The following is a 23,473-nucleotide window of genomic DNA, read 5'->3' as shown; positions in this document are numbered from 1 at the left end:
CGTGCTAGTCGCAGGCCCCCCATTGGTACCGGAGGGGACTCACCCGCTTCATGCCGTCCGCCTGGGCCTCCCACAGCTCGAAACCGCCCGGGCCGAAGCGGGTGGAGAGCACCCAGTAGGGATGCCCCTCCAGCATCATCGCTCCCAACGGCTCGCGGACGTTGTCCTCCCGCTCCATCTCCTCCGAGATGACGAGGCACTCGCGCGAGGACTCGATGATGCGCATCGCCGACTCGTTCCCGCGCAGCCAGAAGAGGGACCTGCACAGGTGGGAGAGCGGCTCGGCGCCATTCGTGGCGCGCAGCTCGCGCTCCTGCCGCGCGTAGCAGATCCACTCGGTGCCGGCGACCGGCGAGCACTGCGCGCGCTCGTCCGCGGGGCGCCGGGTCTGGGTCCAGGCGGTGGAGGGCTGCTCGGCACTCGCCGCCTGGTGGCGAAGCTGTTCCTTCAGCAGCTTGAGCTCCGCGGCACTCCGCACCTTCAGGGCGTCCTTCACGGCGGCCTGGAGCTTGTCGGGCCCCTGTTGGAGGGACTGGAACTCCAGCTTCCGGGAGGCCGCGAGGCCCTCGAACACGCCCTCCGTCTCGCCCTTCACCCGCAGGGCCCAGAAGCGCGTATCGCAACCCGAGGGGAGCAGGACGGACGTCTTCTCCGTCTGGAGCGTCCGCGCCTTGGGGGTGAGGACGAACCACTGGGAGGGGGCCGTCAACGGCCCGGCGAGCGGCTCCCAGCGCCCCTTCCGGTACACCAGCTTGGGCTCGACCACCTTCTGCTCATCGCCCGAGGAATCCAGGGTCGCGAGCACCAGCTCCTTCGTCACATCCTCTTCCTGTGCGTTCTGGCCGAACAGCGGCTGGAGGTTTTCCCGGCATTGGATGAGTCCCCACTTCAGCTCACGCTGGATGTCCCCCCCGCGCTGGCCCGCCGCCGTGAGGATCGCCGCCGAGAGCTGCCGGACGACAGGCGTGGGGTGCCCGAGCAGCCGCCGCGCCTCCTCCACGGTGGCCGGGGTCTTCGCGGCGCGTTCCAGGTAGATGGCATTGCCGTCGTTGCAGGTGAGCAGGGTGGCCGCCAGGTCCGCCGCGGCCTTGTTCTTCGAGCCCAGCGCACGGAACAGCCAGCTCAGGCGATTCTCGGGGGAGCCGATCTCGGAGAGCATCTGCTCCCGCCTGGACGCGGTGATGTCCGGGCCGGGCGTGCCCAGGATGGTGATGGCGGCGTCCGGACCGAGCGCGGAGAGGGCCTGCCGCGCCGGCTCGTCCTTGTCCGACGCGTACCGGCGGAAGAGCCCGGCGGCGTCTGGCCTGGGCGGCTCCGGTTCGGCGGCCACGGCGGGGAGGCTCAGCCCGAGTGCGAGCAGCAGCGCCCGCCAGGACGGCCCGGCGGTGAATCCTCGAGGGGAAGGGGAGTGCATGAGGGATTCTTATCCCCCTCCCAACCCCCCGGGGGACTCGCCATTTTGTGTGGGATGGTGTAGGGTATTTGGTGCCATGCACGCCTACGCCGTCGAGCTGTCGAAGGAACTGGGCCTCAAGCCCGAGCAGGTGGACCGGACCCTGGCGCTGAGCGAGGAGGGGGCGACCGTGCCCTTCATCGCCCGCTACCGCAAGGAGGCCACGGGGGGCCTGGACGAGGTGCAGATCCAGGCCATCCTGGACCGGGCCGCCGAGCGCGCCGAGCTGGATGCGCGCCGGGAGACCATCCTGCGCACCATCGAGGGGCAGGGGAAGCTGACCCCGGAGCTGGCCCAGGCGATCCAGCGCGCGAAGACGCGCACGGAGCTGGAGGACCTGTACCTCCCCTACAAGCCCAAGCGCCGCACGCGCGCGGCCATCGCCCGGGAGCGGGGCCTGGAGCCGCTCGCGGACCTGCTCTGGAAGCAGGAGGCGGGGAAGAAGGACGACGTGGCCGCCCGTGCGCGCGCCTTCGTCGACGCGGGCAAGGAGGTGCCGGACCTGGAGACGGCGCTCGCCGGGGCGCGGGACATCTGCGCCGAGCGCGTGGCGGATGACGCCGGCCTGCGCCGCACCGCGCGCGAGATGTGCGTGCAGAAGGGCCGCCTGCGCTCGGCCGTCGTGGCCAAGAAGAAGGGCGAGGCCACCAAGTTCGACAACTACGCGGACCACGAGGAGGACCTGTCCAAGGCACCCTCGCACCGCATTCTCGCGCTGCTGCGCGGCGAGGCCGAGGAGGTGCTGCGCATCCAGCTGGCCCTCCCGGATGACGAGGTGAAGGGCACGCTGTCCTCGCGCGTGGTGACGAAGCCCCAGTCCCCGTTCGCCCCCGAGCTGCGCGCGGCGGTGGAGGACTCGTGGGACCGGCTCATGGGCCCCTCGCTGGAGTCCGAGCTGCGCAACGAGCTGAAGGAGCGCGCGGACCGCGAGGCCATCACCGTCTTCGGGCAGAACCTGCGCCACCTGCTGCTCACCGCGCCCGCGGGCAGCCGGCCCGTGCTCGCGCTGGACCCGGGCCTGCGCACCGGCATCAAGGCGGCCATGATGGATGGCACCGGCAAGGTGGTGGACACCGCCACGCTCTACACGGAGAAGAGCGGCAGTGAGCGCGCCGCCGCGGCGAAGCAGTGCGGGGCCATCATCCTCAAGCACAAGCCCGAGCTCATCGCCGTGGGCAACGGCACCGGCAGCCGCGAGGCGGAGACGTTCGTGCGCGAGGTGCTCAAGGCGCTCGGCTCGCAGGTGCCCGTGGTGTCCGTGAGCGAGCAGGGCGCCTCCATCTACTCGGCCTCCGAGGTGGCGCGCGAGGAGTTCCCCGACCTGGACGTGTCGCTGCGCGGCGCGGTGTCCATCGGCCGCCGGCTGCAGGATCCGCTCGCCGAGCTGGTGAAGATCGACCCCAAGAGCATCGGCGTGGGCCAGTACCAGCACGACGTGGACCAGGGCCTGCTCAAGAAGAAGCTGGGCGAGGTGGTGGACTCGTGCGTCAACGCGGTGGGCGTGGACGTGAACACCGCGTCCCCGCAGCTGCTGGAGCACGTGTCCGGCATCGGCCCCACGCTGGCCAGGAAGATCGTCTCGCACCGCGCCGCCAAGGGCCGCTTCACCACGCGCCGGGAGATCCTCAAGGTGAGCGGGCTGGGCCCGAAGACGTTCGAGCAGGCCGCCGGCTTCCTGCGCGTCCACGGCCCCGAGCCGCTCGACGCGAGCGCCGTGCACCCCGAGCGCTACGGCGTCGTGGAGCGCATGGCCAAGGACCTGGGCGTGGACGTGAAGCAGCTGGTGGGCAACGCCGCGCTGGTGCGGAAGATCGACCCCAAGCGCTACCTGGGGCCGGACCTGGGCGAGCTGACGCTCAAGGACATCCTCGCCGAGCTGGAGAAGCCCAGCAGGGATCCACGCGGCGACTTCACCGCGCCCTCCTACCGCGAGGACCTGCAGAAGCTGGAGGACGTGAAGGAGGGGATGGTGCTGCAGGGCGTCGTCACCAACGTCACCGCCTTCGGGGCCTTCGTGGACGTGGGCGTGCACCAGGACGGGCTCGTCCACGTGTCCCAGCTCTCCACCCGCTTCATCAAGGACCCCAGCGAGGCGGTGAAGGTGGGCGACCGGGTGACCGTGAAGGTGTTGAGCGTGGACCTCACCCGCAAGCGCCTCGCCCTGTCCGTGCGCGCCGTCACCGAGGGCACCTCGGGCGCGTCCGTTGGGGCTCCACGCTCCTCGCGTCCCGAGCCCGCTCCGGCGGCCAGCAAGCAGGGGGGCGTGAAGCAGGGGGGCGGCAAGGCCCCCGCTGCGGCGGCTCAGAAGCCCTCGGCCGAGCCCTTCAACAACCCCTTCCGCAATCTCAAGCGCTGAGACGAGGGCCCCGCCGCCGGGCCCCCCAATCGCGCCGGGCTCGTATATCCTGGCCTCCCCGAATTCGCGGGAGTGCCATGAAACGACTGCTGCCAGGAGTGATCGGCCTCGCGCTGCTGTGTTGCGGCGTGGCCGCGGCGCGGGACAAGGACCCCATCGTCCTGGGTCTGCACGCGGACATGAGCTCCGGCTCGGCCCTGGCGGGCGAGGCCCTCCGCCGGGGGGCGCTGCTCGCCATCTCGGAGATCAACGAGCAGGGGGGCCTGCTGGGAGGGCGGAAGTTGGAGCTGGTGGTGAGGGATCACCACGGCGTGCCCGCGCGGGCCACGGAGCAGCTGCCGGAGCTCGCGAGCACGCCCCACCTGGTGGCCCTCCTGACGGGGCTGCACGGCCCGCCCGTCGTCCAGAACCTGCGCTACATCCACGAGCACCAGCTCATCGTCGTGAGCCCCTGGGCGGCCACCACCGGCGTGGTCCACCACGACTGGTCGCCCAGCTACACCTTCCGCGTCTCCGTGAATGACTCGCAGATGGCCGAGTACCTGGTCGCGCAGGCGCTCGCGCGGGGCCACAAGCGGCTCGGGCTCATCGCGGAGAAGACCGGGTGGGGCCGCAGCAACGACAAGGCCATCACCGAGGCCCTCGCCCGGCGGCACCTGGCGCCCGTGTCCGTGCAGTGGATCAACTGGGCGGACGCGGATGGGGAGGAGCAGCTGGCCGCGGTGGAGCGGTCGGGGGCGGAGGCCCTGCTGCTGGCGGCCAACGCGCCCGAGAGCGCCGCCGTCGTGAAGGCCCTGATGCGCAGGCCCGCGGACAAGCGGCTCCCCATCTACGCGCATGGCGGCATCAGCGGACCGGACTTCGTGCGCCAGTCGGGAGCGCTGCTCGCCCAGGTGGACCTGCGCGTGGTGCAGACCTTCTCCTTCATCGGCAACCCGGGCGCGCGGGCGAAGGCGGTGGCCGCGAAGTACCACGCGCTGTTCGGCACCCGCTCCGAGGAGGAGATCTTCGGCCCGGCGGGCACGGCGCAGGCCTATGACGCCGTCTGGCTGATCGCGCTCGCCATCCAGAAGGCGAAGTCCACCGAGCGGGCCCGGGTGCGCGAGGCGTTGGAGCGCCTGGGCCCCTACGAAGGCCTGGTGCGCACCTACCAGCCCGCCTTCACCCCCGCCCGCCACGAGGCGCTGAGCCCGTCGGACTACAAGCTGGCCACCTTCAACCCCCGCGGCGTGCTGGTGCTCGCCCATCCGTAGGAACCCCCCACCGTGAATCTGCTCCGGAGCTTCCAGGGCAAGCTCCTCCTCTTCTTCCTGCTCATCGACGTGGTCATGGTGGGCTTCCTCGTCGCCACCGTGTCGCGCGGCGCGCGCCAGGCGCTCGAGACCGCGAGCCGGGAGCACCTGCTCGAGCTGGCCCGCTTCGCCTCGGACGGCATCGACGAGCAGCTCCAGTTGCGGTGGAACGCGGCGCATTCGCTCGCCTCCAACCCCTTCATGACCAACAGCGTCATCGATACGCTGGGCCGCAGCGACTACCTCGAGCCCCTCATGCAGCGGCTGAGCCTGCCGGGCAAGGGCGGGGAGGAGAGCGATCTCTGGCTGCTGGACTTCATGGGCCGTGTCATCGCCCGCAACGGCCGCAGTGAGAGCGTGGGCTCCTTCGCGCAGGAGCCCTGGTGGCCGAAGGTCCGCGAGGGCGAGCCCCAGGCCCTGGTCACCTCCGAGGCGGGGGTGCCGCACGTGCTCTTCGCCTTTCCCGTCATCTACCAGCGGCACACCGAGGGGGCCCTGGTGGCCCGGTTCGATCTGTCCTTCGTGGGAGGAGGCGCCGCGCGCCAGGGGCTCGAGGTGGTGCTGATGGACGGGGAGCGGCTGCTGGATGGCCACCTGCCACCCCAGGTGATGGCGGCGCTGAAGCCGCTGTCCTCCGGGTCCGGCGGGAGCAACACCGCCCTCATCGACGACACGTTCTACCTGGTGGTCCCGGTGGAGGGCTTCGCGCGGGCGCATGGCTTCGGCTGGTCCCTGGTCCTCTCCGTGCCGGCCGAGCGCATCTCCGGTCCGGTGGAGGTGTTGCGCCAGCGGATGATCCAGGGCGGCGTGGTGACGGCGGTCTTCCTCATCCTGCTGATTTTCTGGCGCACCCGGCTGCTGATGCGGCCGCTGCAGCAGCTCCAGGTGTCCATGCGGCGCATCATCGACGGGGGAGACCTGAACGAGCGCATCCAGGTGCGCACCGGGGACGAGCTGGGCGCCATCGCGGGCACCTTCAACCTGATGCTCGAGCGGCTGGCCCACCGGGGCGCGGAGCTGGAGCGCTCGCGGGAGCACCTGTCGCTGCTGGCGCAGATCACCTCCTCCTCGCCCAACGCCATCCTCATGGTGGGCGCGGAGGGCTGGGTGCTGGTGTGCAACGAGGCGGCGGAGAAGCTCTTCGGGTGGCCCCGGCTGGAGATGCTGGGGGCGTCCTTCCTGGAGCGGATGGTGCCCGAGGAGTCGCGCGAGCTCGTCCTCGGCCTGATGGAGCGCGCCAGGGCGGGCGAGTCCGTGGAGGCGGAGCTCTCGCTCGTCACGCATCAGGCGGGAGCCATCCCCGTGCAGCTGGCGATGTCGCGGGTGCTCGACGCGGCGGGGGAGGTGCTGGGGCACGTGTGCATCGCGAGGGACATCCGCGAGGTGAAGCGGCTGCGCGAGTCGCTGGTGCAGTCGGAGAAGATGGCGGCGGTGGGCACGCTCGTGGCCGGCCTGTCGCACGAGCTGAACAATCCGCTCGGCATCATCCTCGGCTTCGCGCAGGCGCAGTTGATGCGGCCCACGCTGGACAATGGGGCGCGCACGGCGTTCGAGTGCATCGAGACGCACACCCAGCGCTGTGCCCGGCTGGTGCGCACGCTGCTGGACTTCTCGCGCAGGAGCGGCCCGGCCCGGGAGCGCATCGAGGTGGGGCGCATGCTCGAGCACGTGTACGAGCTGGCCAGCGGCCAGGCCGAGCGGGGGCAGGTGCGGTTGAGAATCATCGAAGCCCCGGCGGACCTTCCCGGGTTGGAGGCCAACGTGCCGGAGATGGAGTCGGCGTTGCTGAATCTGGTGGGCAACGCGTTGGATGCGACACCGCCGGGGGGGACGGTGTCCATCGGGGCGCACGTCTCTCCGGCGCGCGATGGCATGGAGTTGTTCGTGACGGACACCGGGAGCGGCATGGCGCCGGACGTGCGCCAGCGCATCTTCGATCCCTTCTTCACCACCAAGCCGGTGGGACAGGGGACGGGCCTGGGTCTGTCCATCACCCGCAGCATCGTCGAGTCGTACGGTGGCCGCATCGACGTGGAGACGGCCCCCGGTGCCGGCACCACGATGAGGTTGTGGTTCCCGGTGGCGCCGGTGCACCCCACGGAGGTGTCCGCGTGAGCTCCCCCATGCCTGAGCAGATCCTCGTCGTGGACGATGAGCGGGACATGCGCCTGCTGCTGCGCTACCAGCTGGAGCAGGAGGGCTACGCCGTCACCGAGGCGTCCGACGGCAAGGCCGCGCTGAAGCTCCTGCGAGAGTGCGCGCCCGGGTTGATCATCACCGACGTGCGCATGCCCTTCATGAGCGGGCTGGAGCTGCTGCGCGAGGTGAAGCAGGTGCTGCCCGCCACCGAGGTCATCGTCGCCACGGGTTACGCCGAGGTGGAGACGGCCATCGAGTGCATGCGGGCCGGGGCGTTCGATCTCATCCGCAAGCCGTTCAACATCCACGAGATGTATGCGTGCGTCACGCGCGCGCTGGAGCGGTACCGGCTCAACGCCTCGGCGGACCTGGTGCGGGCCAGCCAGTCCTTCTTCGAGACGAACGAGTTCGACCGGATTCCCCAGGCCATCGTGGAGGGGAGCCGGACGCTGATGGTGGCGGACGCGGTGGTGCTGATGATGCAGGAGACGCAAGGGCGGCTCCACGTGGCGCACGCGTGCGGCCTGTCCTCGGAGGAGGAGAGCGGGCTGCTGTGCGAGCTGGGCGAGCGGGTGGTGCGGGCGCTGCCCTCGGACAGGACTCCGGCGCTGGCGGCGCCCGGCCTGGAGGATCGGCGGCTCGGCTCCATCCAGGCGTTGGGGAGGGGGGCCTCGGTCATCCTCCATCCCCTGTTGGTGGGGGAGCGGGTGCTGGGGGTGCTGGCCATGATGCGCAGGGATGGGCTGCGCATGTTCGGCAGGAAGGAGATGGATCGCGCGGCGATGCTGGCGAGCCACGTGGTGCTGGCGCTGGAGAACGGGCGCCTGGCGTTCCAGCTCGCGTCCTCCGAGCGGCTGGCGACACTGGGGCAGGTGGCGGCCGGCATCGGGCATGAGATCAACAACCCGGCGGCCTACGTGCTCAGCAACCTGGGCTACATCCACGAGCAGGTGGTGGCGTTGCGCCAGGGCGAGCCAGTGGACCTGCGGGAGCTGGAGCAGGCCGTGCTGGACGCGCGGGAGGGCGCGCACCGCATCAGCGACATCGTCCGGGACATGCGCTCGCTGGGGAAGACGGATGCGGAGGCGGGGGGGTGGTTCGAGCTCAACGAGGCCATCCGCTCGGCGCTGCGCATCGCCCGGCTCGAGACGATGCGGCAGGCGAGCGTCGAGACGGAGCTGCCGGGAGGGATCGAGGTGAAGGGGAGCCCGGGCCCGGTGTCGCAGGTGTTCGTGAACCTGCTCGTCAACGCGGCGCAGGCGCTGGAGGCGGGGGAGGGGCCGCGCAAGGAGATCCGCGTCACCGCCCGGCGCGAGGCGGACATGGCCGTCATCGAGGTCAGTGACACGGGGCCTGGCATTCCGGCCGAGGTGCTGTCGCGGCTCTTCCAGCCCTTCTTCACCACGAAGGGCTCGACGGGGACGGGACTGGGGCTGTCCATCAGCCGGAACATCGTGCGCCGGCTCGGGGGAGACCTCTCCGTGCGCAGCGTGCCGGGGCATGGGACGGTGTTCACCGTCTCATTGCCGGCGCGTCCGGTGGAGGGGGAGGCGCAGGTTCCGGTGGTGCCAGCGCGCTCAGCGGGTTAAGGCTGGCGCATGAACTTCCGACATCTCGGTAGCAGCGGTCTGATGGTCAGTGAGATCTCCTACGGGAACTGGCTGACCCATGGCTCCCAGGTCGAAGAGGTGGCGGCGCTCGCCTGCGTCCGCGCCGCGCTCGACGAGGGCATCACCACTTTCGACACCGCGGACGTCTACGCGGCCACGCGCGCGGAGGAGGTGCTCGGCCGCGCGCTCCAGGGCCAGCGCCGCGAGGGCCTGGAGATCTTCACCAAGGTGTACTGGCCGACCGGGCCGGGGCCCAACGACCGGGGCCTGTCGCGCAAGCACATCCTGGAGTCCATCAACGGCTCGCTGCGGCGGCTGAAGACGGACTACGTGGACCTGTACCAGGCGCACCGTTACGACACCGAGACGCCGTTCGAGGAGACGATGCAGGCGTTCGCGGACGTGGTGCGCCAGGGCAAGGCGCTCTACATCGGCGTGTCCGAGTGGACGGCGGAGCAGATCCGCGCGGGTGTGGCGATGGCGAAGCAGCTGGGGTTCCAGCTCATCTCCAGCCAGCCGCAGTATTCGATGCTGTGGCGGGTGATCGAGGGCGAGGTGATTCCGGCGTCGAGGGAGCTGGGGGTGGGGCAGATCGTCTGGTCGCCGATTGCCCAGGGCGTGCTGACGGGCAAGTACAAGCCGGGGCAGAAGCCGCCGGAGGGGAGCCGGGCGACGGACGAGAAGGGCGGCTCGCGGTTCATCCAGCGCTTCATGACGGATGACGTGCTGACGCGGGTGCAGCAGTTGAAGCCGGTGGCGGACGGGGTGGGGCTGTCGCTGGCGCAGCTGGCGGTGGCGTGGGTGCTGCAGAACTCGAACGTCGCGTCGGCGATCATCGGCGCGTCGAGGCCGGATCAGGTGAAGGAGAACGTGAAGGCGGCGGGGGTGAAGCTGAGCGCGGACGTGATGAAGAAGATCGACGAGATCCTCGGCCCCGTGGTGGAGCGGGATCCGGCGAAGACGCGCCAGAACGCCCCGGAAAAGCGTCCGTAAAACCCGGCCCAAGGGGACACCATGAGCCCACGGTGCCCCCACTCCCTCGCCCTCCGGGAGAGGGTCGGGGTGAGGGTGCCCGGACCCGTCCTCCCACCCGTGGCCCGGAAGAGGGCCACGGGTTGCTCATGCCGGGAGTGAGTCGTCGATGGGGAAGGGGACCCCCTCGCCCCCGAGCCGCTTCGTGCGCGCGAGCAGTTGGTGGAAGCGGTCCGTGCCATTGCGCGCGTCGAACTTCGCCGCGATGCCCTCGGCCTGGGAGGCGAGCCAGCCGCGCAGCGTGCGGGTCTCGTAGGTATCCCCGGGCGAGTACAGCGCGAAGGCGCGCGGCAGGGAGAGCACCACCCGCTCCCGGCCCTCCACCACGGCCCGCTCCAGGAGGGCGAGCGCGGCGGAGTGGAAGGTGAAGCGGTCCCGGTGGCTGGCGTGCTCCAGGGCCCAGCCCACATGGCGCTCGAAGAGCTTCAGTCCGCGCTCCACGTTGCCGGTGAGCGCGAGGAACTCCAGGTGCTCGCCCACGGTGGCGAGGAACTCGCGGTTGCGCTGCACCAGGGCATAGCCGCGCAGGTGGCTGTCCCTCGCCTGCTCCAGCCGTCCCAGCTTGAAGAGCGGGTAGAGCACGCTGCCCAGCGTCAGGTGCGGCACCTCCGCGCACCCGTTGCGCCCCTCGAGCAGCGGCCGGGCCTTCTCCAGCACCACGGCGTACTCGCCCCGGTCGATGTGGTGGTCCAGCTCGTCATCGAGCTCGCAGGCGCGGCAGTCCGTGAGGTGGTCGCGCGGCTCGCGTACCCACTGGGCCCAGAAGTCCTCCGCCACCTCCGCGTCGCCCATGTCCCGGGCGGCCTGGTAGCGCAGCTTCAGCACCGCCCGCCGTCCCGCGCCCGCCTTCGCGAAGCACTGCTCCACGTCGTCCAGCGCACCCGCTATCTGCTTGCGGCTGATGTGGGGGAACTCGTCGAGCCGGCCCACCACCCACTTCTGCTTCCAGAGCAGCGGCTCCGGCGGGTAGCGCACGGGGTCTCGCTGCTGCTGGCCCCGGCACCAGGCGAAGGCGACCAGGGCCCTGTCGGGGAAACCCCCGAAGGTGGCCGCGTCGATGAGCGCGTCCCGTACCTCGTAGGCGAGCGGCCCGTCCGCGTGTGCGTCCGCGAGCCGGGCGGCCTCCTCGAGCGCCATCACCTTCGCCTCGCCCGGCTCCAGCCTCTCCGCGCGCCCGAGCAGATTCTTCACCTGCTCGCGCCAGTCCTGCTCCCTCAATGCATGCCCCCAGTGCCTTCGTCGTCATCCAGCCGCGCGGCGATGAGGCCGAGCAGCCCGCGGTTCAACAGCGCCATCTCCCGCGCGTTGAGCGGGCGGTGTCCCAGCAGCAGCGCCTGCACGTACAGCATCTCCACCGACAGCGTGAGCTGCGCGGTGTCCCGCACCCGCGCGAGCCGGCGCACCACGGGGTTGCGGAGGTTGAAGCACAGCTGCGGCCGCTCCTCCTCGGGGGACCCGGCCAGCGCGCCCTCCAGCACGGAGGCGTACAGCTCGTCCGTCTCCTCGCGGGCGCGCTCCACGTCGCGCCGGAAGGCCCCGTCGTCCACGTCCCCGTAGAGCGTGGGCACCTCGGGCGGGAGGAACTTCTTGATGGTGACCTCGCAGCGGAATGGCTCCAGCGCCTCGGTGGCCACCTGCCGCAGCCGCGCCACCGTCTGGCGCTCCTCGGCCGTCAGCTCCTCGAAGTCCTGGGGGAGCTGCGCGGCGGAGAAGAGCTCCACCCGGGCGCCGGGCATGACGCGCGGCAGCTTCTCCAGCAGCGCGGTGTCATGCGTGTAGGCCCCGTTGAGGATGCACAGGCCCTGCGCCGCCGCCACGCGCGCCACCTGCCGGAAGGCGTCCAGCGTGTTGACGTAGCGCACCGAGGGGTAGGACTGGCGGTATTGCCCCAGCGTCATCATCCCCAGCGTCGTCTCGAAGGGAAGCCAGTGGATGACGAGCCGGAAGAAGTCGTCGTCGTCCAGCGCGAGCGCCTTCACCGACAGGCCGTGCAGGGCGATGAGCCGCTGCAGGGTGCGCGGGTCGCTGTGGGCCAGGTCCACGAGGTACTGGCGCAGGGACTGGCCGAGCGACTCGCGGGCGCGCGCCAGCGTGGCGTCCTCGTAGAAGGCCTCGCGGCTGGCGGTGGGGCGCAGGCCCTGGGCATTCACCACGCACTTGACGAAGAAGGCCCACTCCGGGAGCAGGTTCTCCGCGCTCTCGGACAGCAGCATGTCCTTGAGGTAGACGCGGTGCTTCTGGCGCGCGTTGAAGTGGGGCGAGAAGGGCAGCACGAAGGCCACCCCCTCCACCTGGCCCGCCTCGGCGCGCAGGGGGATGCAGTCCACGAAGTCCTGGCCGAACACCTCGCGTCCGTAGGCCAGCAGTACCGTCCGGCGCTCTCCGGCGCTCTCGTACTCGCGGCGCCAGGGGGGCGGGGCCGGGTTGAGGTGCTCGGCGCGGCCGTCCACGGTGAGGTGGATGGGGAAGGGCAGCAGGCCGCCGTAGTGCACCGCGAGCTGCCGCACCCGATCCGCGGTGAAGTACTCGGCCGCGTCCTCCCGGGCGACGAGGAAGACCTGGGTGCCCGGGTGCTCCAGCGGGTGCTCGGAGGGCCGCACGGTGTAGGTGCCGTCATGCCGGCCCCGCCACTCCATGGTGCGCCCGTCCCCCTTCGCCGAGCGCGTCACCACCAGCAGCTCGTCGCACACCATGAAGCAGGACAGCAGGCCGATGCCGAACTGGCCGATGAAGTCGTCGCGGCGCGCCTCCAGCGTCTCGCGCTTGGAGCTCTCGCCGATGGTGGCGAGGAAGCGGTGCAGCTCCTCCTCCGTGAGCCCCACGCCGTCGTCGGTGAAGAGCAGGGTGGGCAGCCCGCCGTCCTGCTTCTGGATGAGCTCCATCCGCACCGTGCCCGGGTGGGAGGGCTCCAGGTGCCGCCGGGCGCGGATGGCGTCGGTGGCGTTCTGCAGCAGCTCCCGCACGAACACGCCGGGCGTGCTGTAGAGGTGGTGGGAGAGGAGGTCGATGACCCCTCGGAGGTTGACCTGGAAGCGATGGTCCACGGGCGGCGCAGCCTATAGCGGGTATGCCGCGAGCCGTACGCCCTCATGGGTCATGCTGTCCACCGGCGCATGAGCCGCCAGATTTGCCGCTGGACGATTGCCCGCCCGCCGAATATGCGGCCCCTCGACCGCGGGGTGCCCGGGTGGCACCGCGGGAGTCCTGACTCGTTTCGAGGAGGCGTACGCAATGCGCAACAAGTTCATGGCAGTGACGGTGGGAGCGCTCCTGGGGCTGTCCGGTATGGCGGCCGCGCAGCCGCCCGAGGGCAAGGGTCCGCCCGCCGGGAAGGGGCCGGCGAAGAAGGAGGCCGCGGCCACGGCGGGCAAGACGGAGCTCACCTGGTGGGGCCACGCGGCCTTCGTGCTGCGCACCCCCGGTGGTGCCACGCTGGCCATCGACCCGTGGTTCTCCAACCCCAAGGCCCCGCAGGGCGCCCAGTGGCCGGAGCAGGTGGACGCCATCCTCGTGTCCCACGGGCACTTCGACCACGTGGGCGAGACCAAGGCGCTGCAGCAGAAGACCGGGGCCCAGGTGTTCGGCTGCTACGAGCTCATCAGCCTCCTGGGGATTCCCCAGGACAAGGCGGTGGGTGGCAACGTCGGCGGCACCTTCAAGGTGAAGGACGCCACCATCCACTTCGTGGAGGCGGTGCACTCCAGCAGCTACGCCGCGGACGAGAAGAGCCCCTCGCAGTACGCGGGCGCGCCCATGGGCTTCGTCATCCAGATCGACAACGGCCCCACCCTGTACCACGGCGGTGACACCGGCCTGTTCGGCGGGATGAGCCAGATCGCCGAGCGCTTCAAGCCCACGTACGCCCTGCTGCCCATCGGCGGCCACTTCACGCTGGACCCGACGGGCGCCGCCCAGGCCGCCCGGCTGCTCGGCAACCCCACGGTGGTGCCCATGCACTACGGCACGTTCCCCCTGCTGGCTGGCACGCCCGACAAGCTGGAGGCGGACCTGAAGAAGGCGAAGAGCAACGCGAAGGTGAAGCCGCTCGAGCCCGGCAAGGCCACCGCGCTGTAGTCCGACGTTCCGGCCCCGCCTCCTCTGGGGGTGGGGCCGTTGGCGCCGGGACGCCAAGTGGGGTATTTCCTGGCTGTCTGTCTGGTGCGCGGCACCTGGGGTGGACTTCCAATGGATCTAGGCAAGGCGGGTTGGCTCTCCTCGATGCTCGAGGAGTCGGTCGCGGCCCACGTACGTGCGCCCGCTCCGGTGGTGCCCCCGGGCCTCTCCGACTCCAGCTCCGGCCGCGCCCGTGCCCGCTCGTACCTGCGCCGGATGCTGCGCGCCAGTGGACTGCTCTATGGCACGCCCGCCGATGGTGGGGTTCCCGCGGAAGGTGTGTCCTCCGAGCCCTCCGGGCCGGCGGCTCCCGAGGAGGTGCTCTTCCGCGCGGTGGTGAGGACCTTCGCGCGCATGGCCCTGGACATCGCGGCCCTCGCCGGAACGCCTTTGGGGCCTCGCCGTGAGCAACTGTTGCTGCTCTTCGCCGTCCTCACCGGCCAGCTCGACGAGGCGCAGGCCATCGAGGAGAAGCTGCGCCAGGGGCACGAGGCGCCGAAGCGGCTGTGGGGCAGGGTGGAGGACGCGCTGGAGCGGCGTGCGCTCTCGCTGTCGGGGGATCCGGCGTATGGGCTCGTGCTGCACAACGGGGCGCTCTACGCGGATGGGCACATGTTCGGGCGGCAGGCGCTCGACTATTTCTCCCGCGGAGGGTTCAACCGCGAGATGGCCCGGCGGCGCATCGACTTCGCGGCGCGGCAGAAGGCGTTGCTCGTGGAGGTGCTCACGGGCCTGGCCTGTGTGGACCGGCAGCCCTCGTTCTCCGCGCGCCGCGCCATCCTCCGGCAGGTGGAGGACCTGGGGCTGCCGGACGCGCTGGAGGGGGAACTGCGGACGGCGGTGAGACAGTCCTTCGAGCGCCGGGGCTCCTTGAGCACGGCGGTGAAGGACGTGCGCAGCGTGGACCTGCGGCGGTTCATCCTGGAGCAGACGCTGCTGGCCTCGCTGGTGGATGGACGGCGGACGCGGGGCGAGCGGGCCTTCATCGATCAGCTCGCGCATGCGCTCCGGGTGCCGGAGAGCACGGTGCACCAGCTGGAGCTGGAGGTGGCCGAGTTCTACGCGAAGAACCGCTCGGTGGTGGATGTGTTCACGGTGTCCTCGGCGGCGAATCTGATGGGCGAGGACATGGTGTCCCGCATGCAGAACACGCTGGAGCGGAACTTCCACCGGCTGATGCAGGAGGTCCGCGAGACGGGTGAGCTGTATCACCTGCTCACGAAGGTCGCGCGAGGACAGACGCTGACGGCCGAGGAGCGCCAGCGGATGCGGGCGCAATTGATTGACGTGGCGAAGGCGATTCCAGCGCTCGCCATCTTCGCGGCGCCGGGAGGGATGTTGTTGCTGGTGGCGCTGGCGAAGGTGCTGCCCTTCAACCTCCTGCCGAGCTCCTTCCAGGACGAGCCCGAGCCCGTGAGTCCCGAGGGGGAGGGCACGGGCGGTGGAGACGAGCCCCCGGTCCGCGAGGTGGGCTGACTCCGGCTCGGAGTGGGTGTCTCCCTTCCTCCCTGATAGAATCACGGGCCCGCGTTCAGTGCGCGCGGCTCGATGGGGAGGTGCGGCTTGACCGTTCGTCTCGTTGGCGCTTGTCTGAGACGTGCGTGGCTGTTGTCTCGCGCCACCATGTTGGCGCTGGTGGCCCTGTGGTTGGTTCCGCTCGTGGGATGCGGCTCCGCTGTTCGCACTGTGCGCCTGGACACGGGGCAGGACAGGTTGCTCGTCTTTACTCCGCGCGGCGCCGAGCAGCCCGTGGAATTGCGGACGGGCGAGTTCAAGGCATCACTGGCTGCATTGGTGCGGGATGTGCGGCCTGCCTCCCATCCGCTGCAACACGCCCGGCGGTTGATGCTCGATTCGCTGTGGCACGAAGACATCTACCTGAGGTGGACGGAGGGGCGCCTGGAACTGGACTCCGGGGGAGAAGCGGCTCGGCGAACGGCCCAGGAGTGCCTGGCGCTGACGCACGCCTACGGGCGCTGGTGCGAGCGTCAGGGCCGAGTCCGGGACTGTCTCTCGCTCCTGACAGAGGGGCCTGTCCTCACCGCGGATGGACGGTACGCGCTGGCCATGGAACTGGCCCTCGGCTCGGTGTGGAACGAGACGATGGACGCCTTCAAGGGCATGGCCAGCCCCGAGGCGGTGCGAGCCACTCTTGTCTCCGCGATGGCCATGTATATGTCGCTCTGGCTGCTGCCCGAGCCCGTCTCGAAAAGCGTTGCGGCGACGTTGACCGCCGGGCTCATCGTCTACCTGGGCGTGGACACCGTCTGGAGTCTCATCCAGGGCTGGAGGCTGCTGGTGGCGGAGGTGGATCGGGCCACCACCTTCACCGAGCTGCGCGAGGCGGGCGAGCGTTTCGGCCGGGTGATGGGGAAGAACTCCGCGCGTGTCTTCCTCCTGCTGACGACGGCGGCAATTGGGAATACAGCGGGGCTCGCGGTGAAGGGGCCGGGGTTGCCCGGGGCCGCGCGGGCGACGGTCCTGGCGGAGTCACAGGCGGGCTTCCGGTGGGCCGCGGTGGGCGAGGTACGCTCCGTGGCCGTGTCCGCCGAGGGCGCATTTACCATTGCCCTCGCTCCAGGCGCGGTCGCCATGTCGGCGCAGGGCCCGGGTGGTGGCACTTCCTCCGGAGAGACGACCGTCTATATCTCCAGGGACAAGGTTACCCAAGAGGTGGACTATGTGGGCATTACCGATAAGATGGCGAGGCGCTCCGCGGAGCAATTCAGACAAAGAGGCCTCCACATTGATGCGCTCATGGAACGGCTGCCGAGGGAGGATGCGCGGGCTGTCGAGCAGGCGTTGATTGAGATTCATGGCCTCAGCAAGAACGGAGGGACGCTGATGAATCGCATCAACAGCATCGCTCATTCCAACCCGAAGTACGCCGCCGCGCTGCGCCGGGGGCTGGAGCTTCTCGAGTCCATCGGCTACACAGGAAGGTGACATGACGAAACGGCGCAGGCGGGCACGGCTCGGAGATGTCCTGGAGGTCAGCACGCCTCGTGGATTGGCTTATATCCACTACACCTATTTCACCGAGGAACCGTATCGGGAGGTCATCCGCATCCTGCCCGGCTTCTTCGCCACGCGTCCGACAGAATTCACGGAGTTGGTCAATCACCCGAAGGCGTTCTTCGCCTTCTACCCGGCGCGAGCGGCAGTCTCCCAGGGCGCTGTCGAGGTTGTTGCCCACCATCCGCTGTCACCCGGCCAGGCGTTCCCGGCCGTGTATCGGTGGGCGGGAGCAAGGAGTCGGGAAGGCAGGGTCCTGGCCTGGCGGATTTGCGAGGGCACGAAGGAAACGCTGGTTCGGGACCTCAGCGACGAGCAGCGTTATCTGCCCATCTTCTCCATCTTCCTTCACGACTCCCTGGTGTCCGCTTTGACGGATGAATGGCGGCCCGAGCATGACATCGGCATCCCCCCGGCGCTGAGTGAATCGTCCCCCAAACCGGAGGTACCCAAGCCTCCGGACGATTCGGTCCCGCATCGCGTCCAGCACTTCCTCTATTTCCCGAAGGCGAAGGACGGCAAGGCCGTGGCGGACCATCTCTCCGCGCAAGGCTTCACGGTGGAGCGCCGCAAGAGCGCCGAGGGGAAGAACTGGCTCGTCCTGGTCACGCACACGGTGGGTCCAGAGTCGCGGGACCTGGACTCGGTACGTGAGTCCCTGGAGCGCCTCGCCCAGGCGCACTCCGGGGAGTACGATGGTCACGAGAGCGCCGCTCCAGGGTGACAATCCCTCTCACGCCTTCTGCCGCTGAAGCCTCGCCACCAGCCGCCGCAGGTCCTCGTTCGACCTCACGTACTCCGTGCTGCTCTTCTCCTCGGTGAGCTGCTTCTCCAGCGTGGGCAGTGCGCTGCGCGCCAGGGCCGCCGCGTCCTTCGCGTCCTCCACCAGCCACTCCGTCCCGAGGATGAGCGCCATCCGCGTGTCCGGGTCCTTCTCCGTCATCCGCGCCAGCAGTGCCCCCACGTGCACCGCCGTCCTGCCACGCCCCACCTCCAGCGCCGCGCGCGCCACCACGCCCTTGTCCGCGTCCTCCAGCTTCTTCACCCAGCAGCCCGTGTCCGTCCCGCACGCCTTCGCCGCCTCCAGCCGCTTGCCGTGCCGTGCAATCATCTCCACCCGCTTCTTTCCCAGCGCCCCCGGGTCTCCGCACCCCTCGCCTCCCAACGCCTCGCACTCGGCCGCCGTCCTCGCCGGCTCCGCCGCCGCCAGCTTCTCCAGCACCGGCAGCTCCCGCGCGTCTCCCAGCATCGTCAGCGCCTCGAGCGCCGCCTCGCGTGCGTACCAGTCCCCCTGGCCCGCCGCCTTCTCCAGCGCCGGCAGCGCGTCGCGTCCGCCCAGCCGCGCCAGCGCGTACGTGTACTCCCCGCGCACTCCCGCATCCGGCTCGGACACCAGCGCCGCCAATGGCTTCACCGCCGCCGTCGAGCGCATCCTCGCCAGCGCATCCGCCGCCCGCGTCCGCACGATGGCCTGGATTCGCGGATCCTCGTGCTTGAACTCGAGCTGCTTCACCAGCGACGCCTCCGCCCGGTGCTCCCGCAGGTCTCCCAGCAGCTGCGCCGCCTTGAAGGAGTAGCTCGCCGGGTTGATGCCGTTGCGCTGCGCCCAGCTCGACAGCTCCGGGTTCTTGCCCTCCAGCACCGCGAGCAGCGCGTCCGACGCGGGCTGGCCCAGCTGGAAGAGCGAGAACGAACTCTCCACGTAGAAGGACACCCCCCGGCGCTCCTTCGTCAGCATCCGCACCAGCGTGGGCACCGCCCGCGCGTCCCCGATACGGCCCAGCGCTTCAATCGCCTTCTTGTTCAGGAAGAGCTCCGCCCCCTCATCCGTGGCCAGCGCCATGAGGGGCTCCACCGCCTCCTTCACGCGCATCTGCCCCAGGGCCTGCACTGCCTCGATCTGCGTGTAGTTGTCCCGCGCCTTCAGCAGCCTCAACAGCACGGGCACGGCCTTGGGGTCTCCAATCTCTCCCAGCGCCGAGGCCAGCTCCTTGTTCAACTGATTGCCGGCCGAGTCCGTCGCGCTCAGGTCCACCGCGTTGCCCAGCGGCTCCACCGAGGCGGGGCTCTTCACGTCGGCGAGTGCCCGCGCCACCGCGGCCTTCACCTCGGGCTTCTCGTCCGAGGCGAGCTGCCCGTGCAGGAAGGGCAGGAAGCTCGCGCTGAGCTTGCCCGAGCTGCGCAGTGTCTCGAGCACCCGGACCTTGTCCTGGGTCCGCCGCGCCTTGCCCAGCGTCTTTTCCCAATACTCCGGGGATGTCGGGTCCACCTTGCACCCGGAGAGAAGGAGCACGAGCGCGAGGCTCGTTGCGGCAAGCAGGCGAGACATGGGACCCCCCAGTGGGTTGTAGGTGCTTTCCCTGTAAACCCATCCTGTCGGAAGGGGCAAACCGACCCGGGAGATTGGAGTACGCTGCTCAACGCCATGTCCGTTGATACCCAACCTTCCACCCGTCCTCATGTCGTGCGCCGGAAATACCTGGTCGATCCCGGGTTCCAGCTCCGGTACATGCTCCGGCTCGCCGCGCTCGGCGGAGGCGGGGTGTTGCTCGTGGGCGTGCTGGCGTACCGGGCGCACCGGGCCGCGGTGGACAGTGGCGCCTCGCCCCTGGACCTGGCCGCCGGTGGAGAGACGATTCTCTGGCTCACCGGGCTCGGCGCGCTGTGCATGGTGGGGCTGATGGTCCTCATGGGCCTGGTGCTCACCCACCGCGTGGCCGGCCCCGTGTATGTGATGAGCCTCTACATCGCGACGCTCGCCGCCGGCCGCTATCCGCGCATGCGCCCGCTGCGCGAGAAGGACGAGCTGCGCGGCTTCTTCGACCGCTTCAGCGAGGCCGTGGACCGCATCCGCGAGCGCGAGGCCGAGGAGGCCCGGCTCCTCTCCGAGGCCATCGAGACCCTGCGGCCCCTGGCCACCACCCAGGAGACCCAGGCCGCGCTCAGCATCCTCGGCTCCCTGCGCGCCCGGAAACGTCAGGCCACCGAAGGTCCCACCTCGGGTGCGCTGAAGACCGTTGCCTGAAGTCCTCCGGTACAGCAGAAGGCTCTCCCCTATGACCCGCCCCCGCATCGTCTTCATGGGCACGCCCGAGTTCGCCGTGTCCTCCCTGGCCGCCCTCTTCGACATCGGAGACGTGGTGGCCGTCGTCACCCAGCCGGACAAGCCCAAGGGCCGTGGCCAGGCGCTCGCCATTTCCCCGGTGAAGGCCTACGCGCTCGAGCGCGGCGTGCCCGTGCTCCAGCCCCAGAAGCTGCGCACCCCTCCCTTCTCCGAGGAGCTGCGCAAGCTCGCCCCGGACGTCGCCGTGGTGACGGCCTACGGAAAGATTCTGCCCAAGGACGTGCTGGAGACGCCGGCCCGGGGGTGTCTCAACGTGCACGCCTCGCTGCTGCCGCGCTTCCGGGGGGCCGCTCCCATCCAGTGGGCCATCGCCCATGGGGACCCGGAGACGGGCGTGGCGTTGATGGTGATGGACGAGGGCCTGGACACCGGCCCGGTGCTGGCCGAGAAGCGTCTGCCCATCGCCCCGGACGAGACGAGCGCGACGCTGCACGACAAGCTCTCCAAGCTGGGCGGAGAGCTGCTGCGCGAGTCCCTCCCCGCGTACCTGCGCGGCGAGCTGAAGCCGAAGCCGCAGCCCTCGGAGGGTGTGGTGCTCGCCCCCATCATCGAGAAGGAGGAGGGGAAGCTCGACTTCACGCGGCCGGCGGTGGAGCTGGAGCGGCGGCTGCGGGCCTTCACCCCGTGGCCCGGGGCCTTCACCACGCTGGAGGGCAAGCTGTTCAAGGTGCACCGGGCGAAGGTGGGGCAGGGCAGTGGGGCGCCGGGCACGGTGGTGTCCGCGGGGCCGCAGGGGCTGGAGGTGGCGTGTGGCGAGGGCTCCCTGGTGCTGCTGGAGGTGCAGCCCGAGGGCAAGCGGGTGATGACGGCGGGCGAGTTCCTCGCGGGCCGCAAACTGGCGCCGGGCAGCCGGCCCTTCGAGAGCTAGGAAGAAGAGGACACGCGACATGGGCAAGAGGCTGCTGGTCCTGCACGGGCCGAACCTGAACCTGTTGGGCGAGCGGGAGGGGAAGCAGGGCGGACGGCTCGCGGACCTCGATGCCGCGCTGTTGGCCCGGGCCACGGAGCTGGGGCTGGAGTTGAAGGTGGTGCAGTCCAACCACGAGGGCGTGCTCATCGACACCCTGCATGCCGAGCGCTCCCGGCTGGACGGCGTGGTGGTGAGCCCGGCGGGACTCTTCGGCTCCTACCCGCTCATGGAGGCGCTCGAGTGGGTGGGCGTGCCCGCCATCGAGGTGTACCTGGAGCGGCTCGGCGAGCGCGAGTCCGTGGTGGCCGAGGCCTGTGCCGCCACCATCGAGGGCCAGGGCTTCCACTCGTACCTCGAGGCGCTCGAGCGCTTCGCCAGCGGCGACCTCACCGGGGAGCTGACGGAGGAGGAGTCAGAGGACGAGAAGGAGTCGGAGGACGAGGACGTCGAGGACCTCGAGGAGGCGGAGGATGAGGAGGCGGAGGACGAGGCCGGGGAGCCGGAGGGGAAGGGCAAGACGCTCGGCCGCCGCAAGAAGGACATTCCCCGGGAGAAGTCCCTGGCGCTGAGGCCCTCGGGGCCGCTGGCGCGTGCCGCCGATGCACCGGCGAAGGCGCTGGTCGTTTCGAGCGGGAGCCGCAAGACGCTGGGCCGCAAGGTGGTGGAGGCACCGGCCGCGCCTGCCGCGCCCTCGAAGACGCTGGGCCGCAAGGAGAAGGGCGCGCAGGGGACGCCCGCGGCGGACTTCCTCTCCCGGGCCCTGGTGCGGCAGAAGATCGCCGACCGTCTGGGGGGCAGGCTGACGTCGGCGGAGCTGGCGGCGTGGGCGCGCTCGAAGTGGATGGAGGTGCAGCGCGGGGCTGCGGCGGAGAGCGGCTACGAGGACATGCTGGAGGACCTGCTGCTCACGCTCTCCTCCGTGCCCGCCAGCAAGCTGTCGGATTCGGAGCTCGTGAACATGATGACCCGGCTGGACAGGTGAGCTGTGTCCTCGAACTCAATCCTTGACGGCCAGATGCACGTGAACTCAGATGAGATGACCTGAGCGCAAACAGGCCCCCGTTTCTTCGTTGGCTGGAAAGGATTGAATCCATGACCATGACGAGCAGAAGGAGTGGCAATTCCGTAGGCGGGTGGGTGGTTGGGTGGGGAGCCATCGTGGTGGGGCTCCTGGGGGGATGTGGTCCATCCACCTCGGAGTTGGATTCGTCTCAGTCTCCTGGCGGGGGCCCGTTGCTGGCCATGGAGGGCGCGCGGTTGGTGGTGGATGGGAATCCCTGGGACAAACCCGTCGGGCTCAGCCTCAACGGGCTGTCGTACAGTGGATTGAGCAAGAACGGGTTGAATCACAACGGGTTGCTCAACACAGGGCTGAGCGAGAATGGGTTCGCCGCCTCCTCCTTCAGGGAGTGGTTCAATGACGGCTCCACCGCGCTTTCCGACGAGGTGATGCGTTATGTGGTGCGGTGCGCGCTTGCCAAGAACAAGGTTCTGACGTGGCTCAACCCGGTCACTCAGGAGAAACACTCCTGGTCCGGTGGGCTGGGATTGGCCCCGGACTGGGCCAGCGGGAACCCAGCCACCGAGAAAGAGCAGCAGATCATCACCGCTTGCCTGGCGGCGCACGTGAACAAATACGGAGCGCAGATACCCATCTCCATTCTCGGGGAGACGGCACAGGGGATTCCGCTCGGGCTCCAAGAGGGTGAACGGGAGGTGTTCTCCCTGCGGGAGGGGGCCTTCTTCGGCAATCTCTTCCAGGAGGAGGGCGCTTTCGCCTGCCAGGATTCCACCTTCAACATCCCGCCTCAGGAGAGCTCGCTGCGTACCTGCGCGGACTTCCAACCGGGCAAGAAGGGGGAGTCACAATGCACGCCGCTCCAGGTCGTGGGTTTCTGCAATGGGGCGTTGCGGTGTGAGTTGGACGCCACCCGAACCTACTTTCACACCTGCCAATATCAGGGCAAGACATACCGGGCACTCACCACGCATCTGCGTCCGCTGGACTTCGCCCGGTGCGGCGATGGGGTGTGCCAGCTCTCCGAGTCATGTGGAGCGGGCCATCTCTCCAATTCCTGCGCGGCGGACTGCGGGCCCTGTCCTTGAGAGGGTCTTGAGCTGGGGCAGGCGGGCTCGTGGTACAGGGAGGGCAGGGTGAACGCATGCGCCATCGCCATCCAGGTTCTGAGCCGTGTCCGGGCCACGGACGCGTACCTCACGGTGTTCTCGTTCCCGTAGGGGATGGCTTGCCGGCACATCCCCTCCCCGCGCCGCGCTCCTGTCGGGTTGTGCCCAGACATGTTCTTCCGGGGGGCCGGGCCCTGGTTTTCAGGAGCCATGCCTTGGTTGGATGTGTGCCATGTCCACTCGTCCAGGCCATGAGTGCTCGTCGCGCACGGCGGGGCCTCGGCCCTTGTGGGTGGCATGGG

17 protein-coding genes are annotated in these 23,473 nt (G+C 69.8%); 13 read left to right on the top strand and 4 right to left on the bottom strand.

Annotated elements, in window-relative coordinates; all coding sequences use genetic code 11:
• Window positions 1-4 precede the first annotated feature (4 nt).
• A complete protein-coding gene (locus tag VFZ09_RS15010) occupies window positions 5-1,414 on the bottom strand; it encodes a hypothetical protein (protein WP_329728256.1) in 1,410 nt (469 codons plus the stop codon).
• A 76-nt stretch (window positions 1,415-1,490) separates the two neighbouring features.
• Here VFZ09_RS15010 and VFZ09_RS15005 point away from each other — a divergent pair, with 76 nt between their 5' ends.
• The 5 genes from VFZ09_RS15005 (at window position 1,491) to VFZ09_RS14985 (ending at window position 9,843) form a co-directional block, all read left to right on the top strand.
• Window positions 1,491-3,809: a Tex family protein gene (locus VFZ09_RS15005; RefSeq protein WP_329728255.1), complete on the top strand. Its 2,319-nt coding sequence runs from the start codon at window positions 1,491-1,493 to the stop codon at window positions 3,807-3,809.
• A gap of 77 nt (window positions 3,810-3,886) precedes the next feature.
• The gene (locus VFZ09_RS15000) at window positions 3,887-5,062 is read left to right on the top strand and encodes an ABC transporter substrate-binding protein (RefSeq protein ID WP_329728254.1); all 1,176 of its coding nucleotides are present in this window, start codon (window positions 3,887-3,889) and stop codon (window positions 5,060-5,062) included.
• A 12-nt stretch (window positions 5,063-5,074) separates the two neighbouring features.
• Window positions 5,075-7,216, top strand: coding sequence for a sensor histidine kinase (locus VFZ09_RS14995; protein WP_329728253.1), 2,142 nt, complete (start codon window positions 5,075-5,077; stop codon window positions 7,214-7,216).
• A gap of 8 nt (window positions 7,217-7,224) precedes the next feature.
• Window positions 7,225-8,829, top strand: coding sequence for a response regulator (locus VFZ09_RS14990; protein ID WP_329728252.1), 1,605 nt, complete (start codon window positions 7,225-7,227; stop codon window positions 8,827-8,829).
• Window positions 8,830-8,838: 9 nt separating this feature from the next.
• A complete protein-coding gene (locus VFZ09_RS14985) occupies window positions 8,839-9,843 on the top strand; it encodes an aldo/keto reductase family protein (protein ID WP_329728251.1) in 1,005 nt (334 codons plus the stop codon).
• 126 nt (window positions 9,844-9,969) lie between these two features.
• Here the strand turns inward: VFZ09_RS14985 and VFZ09_RS14980 are convergent, their stop codons facing one another.
• Both VFZ09_RS14980 and VFZ09_RS14975 read right to left on the bottom strand, forming a co-directional pair.
• Window positions 9,970-11,100: a hypothetical protein gene (locus VFZ09_RS14980; RefSeq protein ID WP_329728250.1), complete on the bottom strand. Its 1,131-nt coding sequence runs from the start codon at window positions 11,098-11,100 to the stop codon at window positions 9,970-9,972.
• Window positions 11,097-12,926 (bottom strand): HSP90 family protein, encoded by a 1,830-nt coding sequence (locus VFZ09_RS14975; RefSeq protein ID WP_329728249.1) that lies wholly within the window; start codon window positions 12,924-12,926, stop codon window positions 11,097-11,099. Before VFZ09_RS14975 ends, VFZ09_RS14980 begins: the two co-directional genes overlap by 4 nt.
• A 187-nt stretch (window positions 12,927-13,113) precedes the next feature.
• Between VFZ09_RS14975 and VFZ09_RS14970 the strand changes: the two genes are divergently transcribed.
• From VFZ09_RS14970 to VFZ09_RS14955, 4 genes are all read left to right on the top strand, one after another.
• Complete coding sequence (locus tag VFZ09_RS14970) at window positions 13,114-13,956, top strand: metal-dependent hydrolase (protein WP_329728248.1); 843 nt, start codon at window positions 13,114-13,116, stop codon at window positions 13,954-13,956.
• 111 nt (window positions 13,957-14,067) lie between these two features.
• Entirely contained in the window at window positions 14,068-15,471 is a 1,404-nt protein-coding gene (locus VFZ09_RS14965) for a hypothetical protein (RefSeq protein WP_329728247.1), read from the top strand.
• 87 nt (window positions 15,472-15,558) lie between these two features.
• Window positions 15,559-16,941, top strand: a complete 1,383-nt coding sequence (locus tag VFZ09_RS14960; protein ID WP_329728246.1) for a hypothetical protein — start codon at window positions 15,559-15,561, stop codon at window positions 16,939-16,941.
• Window position 16,942: 1 nt separating this feature from the next.
• Window positions 16,943-17,734: a ribonuclease E inhibitor RraB gene (locus VFZ09_RS14955; RefSeq protein ID WP_329728245.1), complete on the top strand. Its 792-nt coding sequence runs from the start codon at window positions 16,943-16,945 to the stop codon at window positions 17,732-17,734.
• Window positions 17,735-17,743: 9 nt separating this feature from the next.
• Here the strand turns inward: VFZ09_RS14955 and VFZ09_RS14950 are convergent, their stop codons facing one another.
• The gene (locus VFZ09_RS14950) at window positions 17,744-19,339 is read right to left on the bottom strand and encodes a HEAT repeat domain-containing protein (RefSeq protein WP_329728244.1); all 1,596 of its coding nucleotides are present in this window, start codon (window positions 19,337-19,339) and stop codon (window positions 17,744-17,746) included.
• A 180-nt stretch (window positions 19,340-19,519) separates the two neighbouring features.
• On the opposite strand from VFZ09_RS14950, the gene VFZ09_RS14945 reads away from it, so the two are divergent.
• The 4 genes from VFZ09_RS14945 to VFZ09_RS14930 all read left to right on the top strand — a co-directional run bounded on the left by VFZ09_RS14945 (window position 19,520) and on the right by VFZ09_RS14930 (window position 23,150).
• A complete protein-coding gene (locus VFZ09_RS14945) occupies window positions 19,520-20,035 on the top strand; it encodes a signal protein (RefSeq protein WP_329728243.1) in 516 nt (171 codons plus the stop codon).
• Between the two features lie 31 nt (window positions 20,036-20,066).
• The gene (fmt, locus tag VFZ09_RS14940; protein WP_329728242.1) at window positions 20,067-21,002 is read left to right on the top strand and encodes a methionyl-tRNA formyltransferase; all 936 of its coding nucleotides are present in this window, start codon (window positions 20,067-20,069) and stop codon (window positions 21,000-21,002) included.
• Window positions 21,003-21,021: 19 nt separating this feature from the next.
• A complete protein-coding gene (locus tag VFZ09_RS14935) occupies window positions 21,022-22,026 on the top strand; it encodes a type II 3-dehydroquinate dehydratase (protein WP_329728241.1) in 1,005 nt (334 codons plus the stop codon).
• 251 nt (window positions 22,027-22,277) lie between these two features.
• Window positions 22,278-23,150, top strand: a complete 873-nt coding sequence (locus VFZ09_RS14930; RefSeq protein WP_329728240.1) for a hypothetical protein — start codon at window positions 22,278-22,280, stop codon at window positions 23,148-23,150.
• The last annotated feature ends 323 nt before the right edge of the window (window positions 23,151-23,473 follow it).

It is taken from the genome of Archangium sp. (assembly GCF_036277355.1).
Taxonomy (GTDB): Bacteria; Myxococcota; Myxococcia; order Myxococcales; family Myxococcaceae; genus Archangium.
Note: the sequence above shows the minus strand (reverse complement) of the source record. Positions and strands in the feature narration are given on the sequence as shown.

Coding starts and splice junctions, on each gene's coding strand:
- VFZ09_RS15010 (WP_329728256.1), bottom strand. CDS start 1,414: ATGCACTCCCCTTCCCCTCGAGGATTCACCGCCGGGCCGTCCTGGCGG.
- VFZ09_RS15005 (WP_329728255.1), top strand. CDS start 1,491: ATGCACGCCTACGCCGTCGAGCTGTCGAAGGAACTGGGCCTCAAGCCC.
- VFZ09_RS15000 (WP_329728254.1), top strand. CDS start 3,887: ATGAAACGACTGCTGCCAGGAGTGATCGGCCTCGCGCTGCTGTGTTGC.
- VFZ09_RS14990 (WP_329728252.1), top strand. CDS start 7,225: ATGCCTGAGCAGATCCTCGTCGTGGACGATGAGCGGGACATGCGCCTG.
- VFZ09_RS14985 (WP_329728251.1), top strand. CDS start 8,839: ATGAACTTCCGACATCTCGGTAGCAGCGGTCTGATGGTCAGTGAGATC.
- VFZ09_RS14970 (WP_329728248.1), top strand. CDS start 13,114: ATGCGCAACAAGTTCATGGCAGTGACGGTGGGAGCGCTCCTGGGGCTG.
- VFZ09_RS14965 (WP_329728247.1), top strand. CDS start 14,068: ATGGATCTAGGCAAGGCGGGTTGGCTCTCCTCGATGCTCGAGGAGTCG.
- VFZ09_RS14955 (WP_329728245.1), top strand. CDS start 16,943: ATGACGAAACGGCGCAGGCGGGCACGGCTCGGAGATGTCCTGGAGGTC.
- VFZ09_RS14950 (WP_329728244.1), bottom strand. CDS start 19,339: ATGTCTCGCCTGCTTGCCGCAACGAGCCTCGCGCTCGTGCTCCTTCTC.
- VFZ09_RS14945 (WP_329728243.1), top strand. CDS start 19,520: ATGCTCCGGCTCGCCGCGCTCGGCGGAGGCGGGGTGTTGCTCGTGGGC.
- fmt (WP_329728242.1), top strand. CDS start 20,067: ATGACCCGCCCCCGCATCGTCTTCATGGGCACGCCCGAGTTCGCCGTG.
- VFZ09_RS14935 (WP_329728241.1), top strand. CDS start 21,022: ATGGGCAAGAGGCTGCTGGTCCTGCACGGGCCGAACCTGAACCTGTTG.